Here is a 14554-nt window from a genome sequence, read left to right as displayed (position 1 = left end):
TTGCGATGACCGATCCGTTGCCGCCGCACATATGGTTTCTCGTGTGGCGAGGACGGTTCTGGGCGATTCKCAGGCAGGGCGACATCATGATTGCCAAGCTCGCGGTGAGCACTCTGGCGGTTGCGATTGTCGGATTGCTGCTCGCCGGTTTCGTTCACTGGACGGTTGGGGTGGCAGCCAGCGTCACCGGGATTGGCGCAACGCAATGGCGCTTAAACAGCGTCGGCAAGCAGCATACGGACTACACGACGACGTTGGAAGAGTGGAAGCGAAGGTTGGCCGAGGACTGAAGGGGTGGGGATGATGACCGGTGTGACCACGCCGTTTCGGCCAGTCGGCGCCGAAGAATTGAAGTTGATCGAGGCGAGCGGCTGGAAGGCATTTCCGCCGCGGCTGCCGGACCAGCCGATCTTCTATCCGGTGACGAATGAAGGCTACGCGGCGCAGATCGCCAGGGATTGGAATACCAAAGTCAGCTCGCGCCAAGGCTTTGTGACGAAATTCGATGTTGATGCGGCCTATGTGTCGAAATTCGATCGAAGGATCGTCGGTGGTCGGGAACATGAGGAATTGTGGGTCCCGGCCGAGGAATTGGAAGAGTTCAACCGGCATATCGTCGGCGAGATCGTGGTGACGCAGCGCTTCGTGCCGGAGGGCTGAGAGCGCAGGATATCAAATAGGCGGGTCCTTGAAACTCGTCATATGACAGGAAGAACAAAATGCTGGAAATCAGAAATCTGCATGCCCGGATCGCCGAGGACGGCACCGAGATCATCCGCGGCCTCAATCTCGCCGTGAAGGCCGGCGAAGTCGCGGCGATCATGGGTCCGAACGGCTCGGGAAAATCGACGCTCTCCTATATTCTCTCCGGCCGTGAGGATTATGAGGTCACCGAGGGCGACATCCTGTTTAATGGCGAGAGCATTCTGGAGCTCGACCCGGCCGAGCGTGCCGCCAAGGGTATCTTCCTCGCTTTCCAGTATCCGGTTGAAATCCCGGGCGTGGCCACCATGCAGTTCCTCAAGGTCGCCATGAACGAGCAGCGCAAGGCACGCGGCGAGGCGGAATTGACGACGCCGGACTTCATGCGGCTGGTCAAGGCTGCCGCCAGCGATCTGCAGATCAACCAGGATATGCTGCGCCGGCCGCTCAATGTCGGTTTCTCCGGCGGCGAGAAGAAGCGCGCGGAGATCCTGCAGATGGCGCTGCTGCAGCCGAAACTTTGCGTGCTCGACGAGACCGATTCCGGTCTCGATATCGACGCGCTGAAGATCGTCTCCGACGGCGTCAATGCGCTTCGTTCGCCCGACCGCGCCATCGTCGTGATCACCCACTACCAGCGCCTGCTCGATCATATCGTGCCGGATTCGGTGCATGTGCTTTACAAGGGCCAGATCATCAAGAGCGGTCCCAAGGAACTCGCGCATGAGCTCGAGGCCAATGGCTATGCCGATATCATCGGCGAGGCGGCGTAAATGACCATTCAGACTCCCATCAAGCTGACGGCGGCGGAAAGCGCGTTGCTGGATGCCTTCGGCGGCGCGATCGGCTCGCTGCCGGGTGATACTGCCGTCACGACGCAGCGCTCGACGCTGATCGGCGCCATCAAGTCCGCCGGCCTGCCGACCCGTCGCCGCGAAAGCTGGCATTATACTGATCTGCGCGCGATGATGACGGGCGTGCCGGCTGAGGCGCCGGTTTCCGTTTCGCCGATTGCAGCACTGGTTGAGGGCGCGCCGGTGCTGCCGGTTGTCAATGGTGTCGCCGAGAAGGGCGTGCAGGCCGCCGGCGTGACCGTGAAGCGCTACAGCGACAGCTTGCTCGACGGTTCGGCACTGAAGGGCTTGGCGGTCCGCGATGCGGACGACTTGATCGGCCGGCTGAACGGCAGCTTCGTTCGCGACGGCTATTCCGTCTATTTCCCCGATGGCTTCGACAGCGACAAGCCGGTCGAACTGCAGATCGTGCAGGGTGGCGGTTTCGTCAATACCCGCCTGCCTGTCGGCTTTGGTGCGGGCGCCAAGGCGACCGTTATCGAGCGTCATGTGGCCGGGAGCGGCGATCGGGCGCTTGTGTCTTCGGTCAGTGATATCACGCTGTCGCAAGGTGCTGATGTCGTCTGGATCATCGTGCAGCAGCAAGGCCCGGCCGATACCCATCTCGGACAGATCCGCGTGAAGTTCGGCAAGGACGCCAAGCTCAAGCTTTACGTCATCAATGCCGGCGGCAAGCTGGTGCGSCAGGAAATCCTTATCGATGTCGACGGCGAAGGCTCGGACCTGACGCTGCGCGGTATCAATCTGCTCGGCGGCGACAGCCATACCGACGTGACTTTGGTCCTCGGCCATAACGTCGAGAACACGACGTCGACCGAGATCATGCGCAATGTCGTCTTCGATCGTGCCAAGGGTATTTTCCAGGGCCAGATCCGTGTCGCCCCCGGCGCGCAAAAGACCGATGCGAAGATGTCCTGCAACACGCTGCTGCTCTCCGACGAGGCCGAATTTTCGACCAAGCCGGAACTGGAGATTTTTGCCGACGACGTGGTCTGTGGCCATGGCGCCACGGTTGCCGATATCGATCACAATCATCTCTTCTATCTCGCTTCGCGCGGCATTCCGGAGAAAAAGGCGCGGGGGCTGCTGGTACAGGCCTTCGTGCAGGAAACCGTCGAAGAGCTTGAAGACGAGGCGCTGATCGAGGCACTGGAAGGTGTCATCCAGGGTTGGTTGGAGAAGCACGCGGATTGAAGGGGATCGCCCCTCGCATAATCCTTTCCCGTTCGATGCGGGAGAGGAATACTCGTATTCGACCAGCTGCTGGGACCGCCTCAGCGATCGGAAAGATGGTTCAAAATGTCCGCCAATGGTACCTATGATGTCGAGGCGATTCGCAAGGATTTTCCCATCCTGTCGAAGACCGTCTATGGCAAGCCGCTCGTCTATCTCGACAATGGCGCCTCGGCGCAGAAGCCGCAGGTGGTGATCGACGCGGTCGCGCATGCCTATTCCTCAGAATATGCCAATGTGCATCGCGGCCTGCATTTCCTTTCCAATGCCGCGACCGACGCCTATGAGGCGGCGCGTGAAAAAGTGCGGCGCTTCCTGAACGCGCGGTCTGTCGACGACATCGTCTTCACCAAGAATTCGACCGAGGCGATCAACACGGTCGCCTATGGCTGGGGCATGCCGAATATCGGTGATGGCGACGAGATCGTCGTGTCGATCATGGAGCATCATTCCAATATCGTGCCCTGGCATTTCATCCGCGAGCGGCAGGGTGCCAAGCTTGTCTGGGCGCCGGTCGATGATGAGGGCGCTTTTCATCTCGACGATTTCGAGAAATGCCTGACCGACAAGACCAAACTGGTCGCCATCACCCATATGTCGAATGCATTGGGCACGGTGGTCAATGTCAAGGAGGTCTGCCGCATCGCCCACGAACGCGGCATTCCGGTGCTGATCGATGGCTCGCAGGGTGCGGTGCATATGCCGGTCGACGTTCGCGACATCGATTGCGACTGGTATGTGATGACCGGCCACAAGCTCTACGGTCCCTCCGGCATCGGCGTCCTCTATGGCAAACCCGAGCGGCTCGCTTCCATGCGGCCGTTCCAGGGCGGTGGCGAGATGATCGGCGAAGTCACGCTCGACGCGATCACCTACAATGATCCGCCGCATCGTTTCGAGGCCGGCACGCCGCCGATCGTGCAGGCGATCGGGTTGGGCTATGCGCTGGATTACATGGAGAAGATCGGCCGCGCGGCGATTGCCGAACATGAAGCCGGGCTGGCGGCCTATGCGGCGGAACGTCTCCGGTCGGTGAATTCGCTGAAAATCTTCGGCAATGCGCCGGGGAAGGGTGGCATCTTCTCTTTCGAACTCGAAGGCATCCACGCCCATGACGTGTCGATGGTGATCGACCGTGACGGCGTGGCGGTCAGGGCCGGCACGCATTGTGCGCAGCCGCTCTTGCAACGCTTCGGCGTCACCTCCACATGCAGGGCGTCGTTTGGGCTTTACAACACAAGGGCCGAGGTCGATGTTCTGGTCGACGCTCTCGAGCATGCCCGCAAATTCTTCGCATGAAAGTGCCGCGCCATGACCACGACTGAAGCCGAGAAGATCGATGTCCGCGACGGGCTGATCAAATCCACCATTGCGCCGGAGGAACTCGACCGGCTGACCGACGACATCATCGCCGCGCTGAAGACTGTTTACGATCCGGAAATTCCGGCTGATATCTATGAGCTCGGCCTGATCTATCGCGTCGACATCGAAGATGACCGCATGGTCAAGATCGTCATGACGCTGACCGCGCCGGGCTGCCCCGTGGCCGGCGAAATGCCGGGCTGGGTGGAAAATGCAGTGGGTGCGGTGGAAGGCGTTTCGGGCGTCGACGTGTCCATGACTTTTGATCCGCCCTGGTCGGCTGACCGCATGAGTGAAGAGGCGCAGGTTGCGCTTGGATGGTATTGAGGCGAGCTTGTCGCTCGCGATTGGCTGAAGCCGCTCCAATCCAACACTATTGAACCGTTAACCCGGCTCGACTACATTGGAATCGTGAAACATCGGGCCTTGAACCCGGTCGTTGAAGGAGAATGGGCCTATGGGCTTTGCAGTGATGACCATGACGGAGACGGCTGCGGCGCGCGTCCGCGAGATCGTGGGAAATTCGACGGGAGATGCCCGGGGCATTCGCGTCGGCATCAAGAAGGGCGGCTGTGCCGGGATGGAATATACCATCAACCTGGTGACTGAGCCGAATGCCAAGGACGACGTGATCGAGCGCGATGGCGCGAAAGTCTGGGTGGAGCCCGCGGCGGTGCTCTATCTGCTCGGCACCGAGATGGGCTTCGAGACCACGACCTTGCGTTCCGGCTTCACATTCACCAATCCGAACCAGACCTCGGCCTGCGGCTGCGGCGAATCCGTCGAGCTCAAGCCAGCCGACCTCGCTGCCTTGGCCGCGCGCGGCGACGCTGTGGTCCGTGCCGGCTGACGCCTGGCGGCGTCCTTAATCGCGCTTGATGCTTGCCAGAACCTGCCAGAGATCGGCAGCGGTCTCGAAAGCGGCTGCGTTGGCGTCGAAGCCCGCCTCCGACTCTATCATGTCGGTGATTTCCGTGGTCGGATCCACGTCTGATGCACCGGGGACGGTCGCTGGCGTGTCCTGCGTGACCGTCGCCTGGACGCCGGTTGGCGAAAAACTGGAAAAATTCGTCACCTCGCGGCCGTAGCCGGGCGTCTGCAGGTTGGCGATGTTGTTTGCGACGGCGCCGAGGAGCGTGTCCTGCGCCAGCAGGCCGGAAGCGGCGGTGTTCATGATCGTCGAGATGCTCATCGCTTCGTCCTTGGCTGAGTACATCCTGTGTAGGCTCATTGTTTTAGAAAAGCCTGAACCAGCAGGGTTCACGCGTCGCTAAGGCTTTCCAAAAACCGTGCCATAACGGGATTGAGCACAAAATGCCGCAGCTCTATGCCAATGCGGCAAGCCCGCACCTCCTCAGACGGTCAGTAGAGTCTCCGAGAGGCGCGGCCGCGGATGATACATGTCCCGCGTTCCTAAAAAGCACAGCCTGTGTCGCGGCAAAGCAGAAATCGGGCCGAAACACGGCAATTAACCTTGTCGGAGCCCCGTAAGCGGCTGGATTTTGCGCGGGGATCGCAACGGAGTACCGTGCAATCAACGAACTAACCTCCTTCGACAAGAGATGCCGCAATGCATGCGATGGAAGAGATCAATCGTGAGACCTGGAGCGCTCCCCTGTCGCTGCGCGGCTATCGGCATATCCACGGCCATATCGACGCCGGCGAAAGGCGCATCTTCGGCATGGCGTTGAACCGCTTTGGCGGCGGGCGCTTCCTCGACATCGGCGTAGGCGGTGGGCGGACTGCGGCGCTGCTCTCCGGCCGGGCCGGTTCCTATCTCGGCATCGACTATACGCCGGAAATGGTCGAAGTCGCGCGCGCCAACCATACCCACCTGAATTTCCAGCTCATGGATGCGCGCGACATGCGTGCGCTCGATGACAATAGCTTCGACCTCGTCGTCTTCAGTTACAACGGCATCGACTCCGTCGATCCGCAGGGGCGGCTGGCAATCCTCAGGGAGGTCAACCGCGTGCTGGCGCCGGGCGGAGCCTTTGTGTTCTCGACCTTTCATCGCGACTGGGATGGCTTCAAGCAGGCGCCGTCCCGCGCCAGCGTCATGCCGCCAAGCTCCAATCCATTGAAGCTTGGGTTGCGGTATTACCGATACCTCATCGGCATGTTGAGAGCCAGGCAGCGGCGGCGCCACGAGGTGCGTGACGGCGAGCACGCCATCCTGCTGCACCATGCGCATTATTTCGGCATCATGGTCTATGCGACGACGATCGCACAGATCCGCAACCAGCTGCTGAATGCCGGCTTTACAGCTCGGCCGATGATTTTTGACGAACACGGTGCCGAGGTCGGCGGGCAGGCCTCGGGATCAACGCAGTACGTTCACGTATTTGCGGAAAAGCCCGCCTAAGGCCGAGTAGCCCTCGTACCCCCTTGTGATACTCGGTTTTGGAGCGCCGGTGCCTTTGGCCCGGCGCTTCCATTCTTTTGATGGCCGCCTGATCTCGCCGTCACGGCTCGACCTCGTCTTGGCCGTCAATTCTACGGTGGTTGGTGGATTTATCGTGCCATGCCGTTCTTGGCTGCGCCGAGATCACTTTCTTCGCGCACCTTCTTCAGGTGCTCCTCAGCCTCTGTCGCCTCGAGCTGGCGGTCCCACATGGAGGCATAGAGGCCGTCCTGGACCAGCAGTTCGGCATGCTTGCCACGCTCAGCGATGACACCATCCTTCAGCACGATGATCTCGTCTGCTTTCACAACAGTCGAGAGACGATGGGCGATTACCAGCGTTGTGCGATCTCTCGAGACTTCATCAAGAGCTGACTGGATCTCATGCTCCGTGCGCGTGTCGAGTGCCGATGTAGCTTCATCGAGGATCAGGATCGGAGGCGATTTCAAAATGGTGCGGGCAATGGCGACGCGCTGCTTCTCCCCACCCGAGAGCTTCAGGCCGCGCTCGCCGACCGTGGCTTCGTAGCCTTCCGGCAGCGATTTGATGAAGCGATCGACCTGGGCGACTTCGGCGGCATGTTCGATCTCGCCTTGAGTGGCGGAGGGGCGGCCGTAACCGATATTGTAGGCAATCGTGTCGTTGAACAGTACGGTGTCCTGCGGCACCATGCCGATGGCGCTCCGCAGGCTCTTCTGGGTGACCTCGCGGACATCCTGGCCATCTATTGTGATCGCGCCCTGTTGGACGTCATAGAAGCGGTAGAGCAGCCTGGAGATCGTCGACTTGCCGGCGCCGGAGGGGCCGACGACGGCGACGGTGTGACCCGCGGGCACATCGAAGGATACGCCCTTCAGGATCGGCCGGTTCGGATCATAGGCAAAATGGACGCCCTTGAAGGAAATCGCGCCGGCGGCAACGATCAGATCCTTGGCGCCCGGCCTGTCTGTGACCTCGGCATCCATGTCGAGCAGGTCGAACATCTGCTCGATATTGGCGATGCCGTTGCGCACCTCGTTATAGACGAAGCCGATGACCTGCAGTGGTGCCGAAAGCTGCATCAGCAGCACATTGATGAAGACGAAGTCGCCGACCGTCTGATTTCCCGTGCGGATCGCCAGCGCTGACATGCTCATCATCGCCAGCATGCCGATGCTGAAAATGACGATCTGGCCGAAGTTCAGCAGGCCCTGCGATGTCGTGACTTTGAGAGCGGCTCTCTCATAGCCGGCCATGGACTGGTCGAAGCGTCGCGCCTCCATGTCCTCATTGCCGAAATACTTGACCGTCTCGAAATTCAACAGCGAGTCGATCGCCTTGGAATTGGCGTCGGCATCGGCAGTGTTCATGTTGCGGTGGATGTCGATCCGCCAATTGCTGGCCTTGACGGTGAACCAGAGATAGCTCGCGACCATCAGCGCTGTGACGGCGAAATAGCTCGGGCCATAGGTCCAGGTGAGGATCACCGCCGTCAGCGTGAATTCGATGATCGTCGGCATTGTGTTGAGGATGATGACGCGGACGATCGTCTCGATGCCCTTCGTGCCGCGCTCGATCACCCGCGAAAGCCCGCCCGTGCGGCGTTCGATGTGAAAGCGCAGCGACAGCCGGTGCAGATGCTCGAAGGTTTCGAGCGCCAGCGTGCGCACGGCATGCTGGCCGACGCGGGCAAACAGCGAGCCCGTCAGCTGGTTGAAGCCGGCCTGGATGATCCGCGCGAGATTATAGGCGGCCACCAGTGACAGCACGCCGATGGCGAACGAGGCGAGATCGCCGGTTCTGCCGGCGTCGCCGCTCAACGCGTTGGTCGACCATTTGAAGAAATAGGAAACCGACAGCAGGAAGACCTTGGCGACCAGCAGCAGGATCAGGGCGAGGATCACCCGCATCCTGAGATCCGGTCGCCCTTCCGGCCACATATAGATCCAGAGATTGGCCAGTGTCTGGAGAGTGCCTCCCGATTCCGTTGAGACGGTCTTTTTGCCGGATGCCATTCAACTCACCATCTGCCGAAACGACAATGTCGCTATCCGACTTGCCGCATAGGCGTCGCAGATAGCGATGAGGTCGGCAGTCTGCAACTGCCGACCTCCCGCGATCCACTTTGCGGCGATGTTTCGCCTCTCACTCCGCCGCTAGCGCATAATCCTCCACCGGCGGGCAAGCGCAGACGAGGTTGCGGTCGCCATAGACATTGTCGACGCGGTTGACCGGTGGCCAGTATTTGTCGACCTTGAAGGCGCCGGGCGGGAAGCAGGCCTGTTCGCGGCTATAGGGTCGGTTCCATTCGCCGACGAGATCCTGCACCGTGTGCGGTGCATTCTTGAGCGGGTTGTTCGCCCGGTCCATGCGGCCGTCCTCGATGGAGCGGGCCTCCTCGCGGATTGCCAGCATGGCGTCGCAGAAGCGGTCGAGTTCGGCCTTGGTTTCGCTTTCTGTCGGTTCGATCATCAAGGTGCCGGCGACGGGCCAACTCATGGTGGGGGCGTGAAAGCCGCAGTCGATCAGCCGCTTGGCGATATCCTCGACCGTGACGCCCGAGCTTGCCTGCAGCGGCCGCGTGTCGATGATGCATTCATGCGCGACACGGCCGGAGGCGGATTTGTAGAGCACATCATAGGCGCCCTTGAGCCGCGCGGCGATATAGTTGGCGTTGAGGATCGCCACCTTGGTCGCCTGGGTCAGGCCTTCGCCGCCCATCATCAGGATATAGCTCCAGGAGATCGGCAGGATGGAGGCCGAGCCGAAGGCGGCCGCGGAGACAGCGCCCGGCTTGCCGTCGGTTTCGGGATGGCCTGGCAGGTAGGGCGCGAGATGCGCCTTGACGCCGATCGGTCCCATGCCAGGCCCGCCGCCGCCATGCGGAATGCAGAACGTCTTGTGCAGGTTGAGATGGCTGACGTCTGAGCCGATATCGCCGGGGCGGGCGAGGCCGACCATGGCATTCATGTTGGCGCCGTCGAGATAGACCTGGCCGCCATAGGCATGTGTCATCTCGCAGATCTCGCGCACCGTCTCCTCGAACACGCCATGGGTCGAGGGATAGGTGATCATGATCGCGGCGAGATTGGCGGCATGCTTTTCCGCCAGCGTGCGGAAATCGTCGAGATCGATATCGCCGTTCTCCGAGACTTTGACGGGGACGACCTGCATGCCGACCATATGCGCCGAGGCAGGGTTGGTGCCATGTGCCGAGGTCGGGATCAGGCAGACGTCGCGATGGCCTTCGCCACGGGCGATGTGATAGCTGCGGATGGTCAGCAGTCCGGCATATTCGCCCTGCGCGCCGGAATTGGGCTGCATCGAAAAGGCGTCATAGCCGGTGATGTCGCAGAGCTTCTTCGTCAGGTCATCGAGAAGAACGCGATAGCCCTCGGCCTGGTGCGGCGGCACGTAAGGATGGATTTCCGAAAATTCCGGCCAGGTGATCGGCAGCATTTCCGCCGTGGCATTGAGCTTCATCGTGCAGGAGCCGAGCGGGATCATCGAACGGTCTAGGGCCAGATCACGGTCGGAGAGCCGGCGGATATAGCGGGTCATCTCGCTTTCGGCGCGGTTCATGTGGAAGATCGGATGCGTCAGGTATTCGCTGGTGCGGAGCATGTCCTCCGGCAGCCGATAATCCGCCTCGAACTCGTAGGCGTGGAAATCGCCGCCGAAGGCGCGCCAGACAGCTTCGAGCGTCACCGGCCGCGAGCGTTCGTCGAGCGAAATACCGATGCGATCGTGGCCGATCTTGCGCAGATTGACCTCTTCGGCTTCTGCCGCCTTGAGGATGACGCCCTGCAGCTTGCCCACTTCGACGGTGATCGTGTCGAAGAACCTGTCCGGCTGGACGGTGTAGCCGAGCTTTTCCAGGCCCTTGGCGAGCCGCACCGTCTTCTGGTGGACGCTCTGTGCGATCGCTTTCAAGCCCTTTGGGCCGTGAAAGACAGCATACATCGAGGCCATGACGGCGAGCAGGACCTGGGCGGTGCAGATATTGGACGTCGCCTTTTCGCGGCGGATGTGCTGTTCGCGGGTTTGCAGCGCCAGCCGATAGGCGCGGTTGCCGCGCGCATCCACCGAAACCCCGACCAAGCGTCCGGGCATGGAGCGCTTCCACTCGTCGCGGACGGCCATATAGGCCGCATGCGGGCCCCCATAGCCGACCGGCACGCCGAAACGCTGGGTCGAGCCAACAGCGATGTCGGCGCCCATGTCGCCGGGCGATTTCAGCAAGCAGAGGGCAAGCGGATCGGCGATGACGACGCCGATGGCGCCGGCGGCATGCAGCTTGCCGATGATATCGGTGAAATCATGCACATGGCCGTAAGTGCCGGGATACTGGAAAATGGCGCCGAAGACATTGTTGGCGTCGAGATCGCGGAAGGGATTGCCGACCACGACCGTCAGGCCGAGCGGTTCGGCGCGGGTGCGCAGCAGTGCGATATTCTGCGGATGGCAATTCTCGTCAGCGAAGAAAGTGGTGGATTTGGTTTTCGCCACGCGCGCAGCCATGGCCATGGCTTCGGCGGCGGCGGTTGACTCATCCAGCAGCGAGGCGTTGGCGATGTCGAGGCCGGTCAGGTCGCTGACCATGGTCTGGTAGTTGAGCAGCGCTTCCAGCCGGCCCTGGCTGATCTCCGGCTGGTAGGGCGTATAGGCCGTGTACCAGGCCGGATTTTCTAGGATGGTGCGCTGGATCACCGGCGGGGTGATCGTGCCGTGATAGCCCTGGCCAATCAGCGAGACGAGCTTTTTGTTCTTGTTGGCCGTCTCGCGCATCTTGTCGAGCGCTTCGCGCTCGGTGAGCGGCTTGTCCCATTGGAGCGGGGTTTTCAGCCGGATCGCAGCCGGCACGGTGTCGTCGATCAGCGCGTCCAAGTTTTTGTAGCCGATCACCTGCAGCATCGCCGCCATCTCGTCGGGCGAGGGGCCGATATGGCGGCGATCGGCGAAATTGTAGGGATCGTAGTCGGTGAAGGCGAAGTCTTTGGGCAGGGTCATGATTCAATCATCCGCTTGTAGGCATCCTCATCCATCAGGCCATCGGCCTCGGAGGGATTGGCGAGCCGGATACGGAAGAACCAGCCATTGCCCTGGGGATCGGAATTGACCAGCGATGGATCGGCGACGATGGCGTCATTGGTGTCGACGATCACGCCGCTCAATGGGCAGAAGACATCGGAGGCAGCCTTGACGCTCTCGACGGTGGCTGCCGTGGCACCCTTGTCGAACTTGGCGTCGATCTGCGGCAACTCGACGAAAACGAGATCGCCCAACTGGTCGGCGGCGTGGGCGGTAATGCCGACCGTCGCCATGTCGCCTTCGATTTCCAGCCATTCATGATCTTCAGTGAATTTCGGCATGTATCGCTCCTTGGGGAAGGTTGGGTCGTTCAAATAGGTGAGAGGGGGTGATCGTGGAAATGCAGGCGTTCATTGGCTAGCGCTTGTAGCTTGGGCTAAGGAAGGGTAGCTCCGTCACAGTGACTGGCAGAAACTTGCCGCGCACCTCCGCATAGACGCGCGTTCCAGCGCCGGCGAGGTCGATCGGTACATAGCCCATCGCCACCGGCCCATCGACGCTCGGACCGAAACTGCCGGAGGTGACTTCCCCGATCGGTGACTCCAGCGAATCCGTCGCATAAAGCCCGGCATGCGCCCTGACCGGCGCCTTGCCCTCGGGCTTCAGGCCGACACGCCTGCGGGCGGTGCCATTTTCCAACTCGTCGAGGATGCGGTCGGCGCCTGGGAAGCCTCCGGCGCGAGCGCCGCCCTTGCGGCGGGCCTTCTGGATCGCCCATTCGAGGGCGGCCTCGACGGGGCTGGTGGTGGTGTCAATGTCGTTGCCATAGAGGCAGAGGCCGGCTTCCAGTCGAAGGCTGTCGCGCGCGCCAAGGCCCACCGGCTCGCAATCGGGATGGTCGAGCAGGCGATGCGCAACGAGTTCGGCCTTGTCGGCGGGGATCGAGATCTCAAAACCGTCCTCGCCGGAATAGCCGGAGCGGGAAATGATGCAGTCGATGTCATGCAGGTCGTCCTCCTCGACGTCCATGAACTTCATCGAGGTGATTTCCGGACAGAACTCCGCCAGCACATGCTCTGCATGCGGGCCTTGCAGTGCGATCAGCGCCCGGTCGTCGAGCATGTCGATGTCGCAGGCGTCCGAGAGATGTTCTTGCATATGGGCGAGATCGGCATGCTTACAGGACGCGTTGACCACCATGTAGAAATGATCGCCGCGGTTGGACACCATCAGATCGTCGAGAATGCCGCCGCGGCCATTGGTGAAGACGCCGTAGCGCTGCCGGCCGGGCTTGAGGCCGAGGATATCGACCGGGATCAGCCGCTCGAGCGCCAGTGCGGCATCCTCCATCCTTCCCGACTTCGGCCGGATCATCACCTGGCCCATATGCGAGACGTCGAACAGGCCGCAGAGCTTGCGGGTCGCCAGGTGCTCTTTGAGGATGCCGGTGGGATATTGCACAGGCATGTCATATCCGGCAAACGGCACCATGCGGGCGCCAAGCGACAGATGCAGCATGTGGAGGGGTGTTTTCAGAAGCGGTGTGTCATCCACGAACGGTCTCCCGGGTTCGGCGCTCAGAGCACCAGCTCAAGAACGGGCGTGCCGTCGGGCAACCCGCAATCCTCAAGCCCCCTCTGTCCCTTTGCCTGAGATTGCTATCCCTTCGGCAGGCTATCCGGCTGGCCGGCGCCGTTCTCCAGAGTTCGTATATGCCCGCTGGTCCTTTGGCCTGAGAGTTTCCGGGGCGGTTGCTCCTTCGGCACTGCGGCTGTCGCAGATTCTCCCAGCAGGTAGAGAATTGATAGCCGTGACAGCCCGCGGCTGGCAAGAGGGAAATGACGCGATCGCGCAAGTTTCTGTCGTTCTGCTTCATGGCGATGGCCGTGCCGGCTGCGGGGCGTGGCTAGCCACGGCGGCAAGAACTGTCTATGGAACTGATGAAAAAAGGAGTTCGGGCATGGGAGATCGGTGGATCAGGGCCGTTTCTGCGCGCATCGTCTGCGCGCTCGCCCTGATCATGCTCGGCTTCACAGGACACGGGCTGGCGATGCCCGACGACGGCAGTTTGGCTGCCCGATACCGCTTACCGGATGGCAGCTATCCCTCGCTTTGCAAGACGGGCGACAACACAGGCGGGGTGCCGCATGACATGCGTCATTGCGACCTGTGTTTTGCCGCGGCCGGACATGCTTTCGTGCCATCGCCTTCGATTTTTGCCGGTTTCTTCACAGAGGCAGAAAAAAACCTTTGCCCGCGGGCTTCCCTGATTGGATTGAAACGCCGTGCTCTTGGGCACGGGCTTTGTCGCGGACCACCTTTGCTTGATGCCTCGTCCATTCGAGCGCCGCAGCCGGCAAACGGCAGCGGCTGACATGCAGTTTCATTGAAAGAACCGATCCATGCTGCGGACCAGAATTCTCGCTTCCTTCCTGCTTTCCACTCTTCCGGCCATGGCCTTTGCCTATCCGGCGGTACGCGCCGTTCCGCATATTCAGCCCGGACACCCCGTGCTGTTCTTCGCTGCCCAAATGCAGGGCGACATGGCCGGCATGTTCATGCCGGTCAAAATCGGCGACCTTGAAATCACCGCCGCGGCGGTCAAGGCGATGACGCCCGGCCAACCGGTCGGCGGCGGTTTCCTCACCATCGTCAATCACGGCAGCCAGGACGACCGGCTGGTTTCCGTGTCGCTCTCTGCTGACGTGAGAACCGTCGAAATGCATGAAATGGCGATGAACAACGACGTCATGACCATGCGCAAGCTCACCGATGGTTTGCCGCTTCCCGCTGGTCAGACGGTGGAGATGAAGCCTGGTGGCCTGCATATGATGATCATGGGCGTGAAAGCGCCGTTCAAGGCAGGCGACATGGTGCATGCCGTGCTTGATTTCGAGAAAGCCGGCAAGGTCGAGATTGATATCCCGGTCAAGGACATGCGGCCGGGCATGGGCAACATGAAGATGTGATCCGACCGGGAGTATAGGGG

15 protein-coding genes and 1 riboswitch are annotated in these 14554 nt (G+C 61.2%); of the genes, 10 read left to right on the top strand and 5 right to left on the bottom strand.

Annotation, left to right across the window (positions count from 1 at the left end; all coding sequences use genetic code 11):
- Positions 1-5: 5 nt before the first annotated feature.
- The 7 genes from AC1D06_RS19825 (at position 6) to sufA (ending at position 5001) form a co-directional block, all read left to right on the top strand.
- Positions 6-290, top strand: coding sequence for a hypothetical protein (locus AC1D06_RS19825; RefSeq protein WP_477987571.1), 285 nt, complete (start codon positions 6-8; stop codon positions 288-290).
- Between the two features lie 13 nt (positions 291-303).
- Positions 304-660 (top strand): RNA-binding protein, encoded by a 357-nt coding sequence (locus AC1D06_RS19820; protein ID WP_477987570.1) that lies wholly within the window; start codon positions 304-306, stop codon positions 658-660.
- Between the two features lie 59 nt (positions 661-719).
- Positions 720-1475, top strand: coding sequence for a Fe-S cluster assembly ATPase SufC (sufC, locus tag AC1D06_RS19815; RefSeq protein ID WP_477876660.1), 756 nt, complete (start codon positions 720-722; stop codon positions 1473-1475).
- The gene (gene sufD / locus AC1D06_RS19810; RefSeq protein ID WP_477987569.1) at positions 1476-2750 is read left to right on the top strand and encodes a Fe-S cluster assembly protein SufD; all 1275 of its coding nucleotides are present in this window, start codon (positions 1476-1478) and stop codon (positions 2748-2750) included.
- Positions 2751-2855: 105 nt separating this feature from the next.
- On the top strand, positions 2856-4088 hold the full coding sequence (locus AC1D06_RS19805) for a cysteine desulfurase (RefSeq protein WP_477876658.1): 1233 nt from the start codon (positions 2856-2858) through the stop codon (positions 4086-4088).
- Positions 4089-4100: 12 nt separating this feature from the next.
- On the top strand, positions 4101-4478 hold the full coding sequence (locus AC1D06_RS19800) for an SUF system Fe-S cluster assembly protein (protein WP_477876657.1): 378 nt from the start codon (positions 4101-4103) through the stop codon (positions 4476-4478).
- Positions 4479-4608: 130 nt separating this feature from the next.
- On the top strand, positions 4609-5001 hold the full coding sequence (sufA, locus tag AC1D06_RS19795) for a Fe-S cluster assembly scaffold SufA (RefSeq protein ID WP_477987568.1): 393 nt from the start codon (positions 4609-4611) through the stop codon (positions 4999-5001).
- A gap of 15 nt (positions 5002-5016) precedes the next feature.
- On the opposite strand, the gene AC1D06_RS19790 is transcribed toward sufA, so the two are convergent.
- The gene (locus AC1D06_RS19790) at positions 5017-5343 is read right to left on the bottom strand and encodes a flagellar basal body rod C-terminal domain-containing protein (protein ID WP_477987566.1); all 327 of its coding nucleotides are present in this window, start codon (positions 5341-5343) and stop codon (positions 5017-5019) included.
- A 378-nt stretch (positions 5344-5721) separates the two neighbouring features.
- On the opposite strand from AC1D06_RS19790, the gene AC1D06_RS19785 reads away from it, so the two are divergent.
- On the top strand, positions 5722-6516 hold the full coding sequence (locus tag AC1D06_RS19785; RefSeq protein ID WP_477987564.1) for a class I SAM-dependent methyltransferase: 795 nt from the start codon (positions 5722-5724) through the stop codon (positions 6514-6516).
- A 149-nt stretch (positions 6517-6665) separates the two neighbouring features.
- On the opposite strand, the gene AC1D06_RS19780 is transcribed toward AC1D06_RS19785, so the two are convergent.
- From AC1D06_RS19780 to gcvT, 4 genes are all read right to left on the bottom strand, one after another.
- Positions 6666-8549: an ABCB family ABC transporter ATP-binding protein/permease gene (locus AC1D06_RS19780; protein WP_477987562.1), complete on the bottom strand. Its 1884-nt coding sequence runs from the start codon at positions 8547-8549 to the stop codon at positions 6666-6668.
- A 130-nt stretch (positions 8550-8679) separates the two neighbouring features.
- Positions 8680-11544 carry an aminomethyl-transferring glycine dehydrogenase gene (gene gcvP / locus AC1D06_RS19775; RefSeq protein ID WP_477876652.1) on the bottom strand — a complete coding sequence of 955 codons (2865 nt, stop codon included), beginning with the start codon at positions 11542-11544 and terminating at the stop codon, positions 8680-8682.
- Entirely contained in the window at positions 11541-11906 is a 366-nt protein-coding gene (gene gcvH, locus AC1D06_RS19770) for a glycine cleavage system protein GcvH (RefSeq protein WP_477987561.1), read from the bottom strand. The genes gcvP and gcvH overlap by 4 nt, the downstream gene beginning before the upstream one ends.
- 76 nt (positions 11907-11982) lie before the next feature.
- Entirely contained in the window at positions 11983-13119 is a 1137-nt protein-coding gene (gcvT, locus tag AC1D06_RS19765) for a glycine cleavage system aminomethyltransferase GcvT (protein ID WP_477987560.1), read from the bottom strand.
- A gap of 156 nt (positions 13120-13275) precedes the next feature.
- Positions 13276-13364: riboswitch (glycine riboswitch) on the bottom strand.
- Between the two features lie 2 nt (positions 13365-13366).
- Between gcvT and AC1D06_RS19760 the strand changes: the two genes are divergently transcribed.
- Both AC1D06_RS19760 and AC1D06_RS19755 read left to right on the top strand, forming a co-directional pair.
- Positions 13367-13939: a hypothetical protein gene (locus AC1D06_RS19760; protein ID WP_477876649.1), complete on the top strand. Its 573-nt coding sequence runs from the start codon at positions 13367-13369 to the stop codon at positions 13937-13939.
- Between the two features lie 28 nt (positions 13940-13967).
- The gene (locus AC1D06_RS19755) at positions 13968-14534 is read left to right on the top strand and encodes a copper chaperone PCu(A)C (protein WP_477876648.1); all 567 of its coding nucleotides are present in this window, start codon (positions 13968-13970) and stop codon (positions 14532-14534) included.
- Positions 14535-14554: the final 20 nt, after the last annotated feature.

It is taken from the genome of Rhizobium sp. P2_G2 (assembly GCF_056403555.1).
The sequence above is the reverse complement of the archived record's forward strand: the minus strand, read 5'-3'. Positions and strand labels throughout refer to the sequence as shown.

What these genes read in the sequence shown, in the direction of transcription:
- AC1D06_RS19820 (WP_477987570.1), top strand. Translation starts at nt 304, where the DNA reads ATGACCGGTGTGACCACGCCGTTTCGGCCAGTCGGCGCCGAAGAATTG.
- sufC (WP_477876660.1), top strand. Translation starts at nt 720, where the DNA reads ATGCTGGAAATCAGAAATCTGCATGCCCGGATCGCCGAGGACGGCACC.
- AC1D06_RS19805 (WP_477876658.1), top strand. Translation starts at nt 2,856, where the DNA reads ATGTCCGCCAATGGTACCTATGATGTCGAGGCGATTCGCAAGGATTTT.
- AC1D06_RS19800 (WP_477876657.1), top strand. Translation starts at nt 4,101, where the DNA reads ATGACCACGACTGAAGCCGAGAAGATCGATGTCCGCGACGGGCTGATC.
- sufA (WP_477987568.1), top strand. Translation starts at nt 4,609, where the DNA reads ATGGGCTTTGCAGTGATGACCATGACGGAGACGGCTGCGGCGCGCGTC.
- AC1D06_RS19790 (WP_477987566.1), bottom strand. Translation starts at nt 5,343, where the DNA reads ATGAGCATCTCGACGATCATGAACACCGCCGCTTCCGGCCTGCTGGCG.
- AC1D06_RS19785 (WP_477987564.1), top strand. Translation starts at nt 5,722, where the DNA reads ATGCATGCGATGGAAGAGATCAATCGTGAGACCTGGAGCGCTCCCCTG.
- AC1D06_RS19780 (WP_477987562.1), bottom strand. Translation starts at nt 8,549, where the DNA reads ATGGCATCCGGCAAAAAGACCGTCTCAACGGAATCGGGAGGCACTCTC.
- gcvP (WP_477876652.1), bottom strand. Translation starts at nt 11,544, where the DNA reads ATGACCCTGCCCAAAGACTTCGCCTTCACCGACTACGATCCCTACAAT.
- gcvH (WP_477987561.1), bottom strand. Translation starts at nt 11,906, where the DNA reads ATGCCGAAATTCACTGAAGATCATGAATGGCTGGAAATCGAAGGCGAC.
- AC1D06_RS19755 (WP_477876648.1), top strand. Translation starts at nt 13,968, where the DNA reads ATGCTGCGGACCAGAATTCTCGCTTCCTTCCTGCTTTCCACTCTTCCG.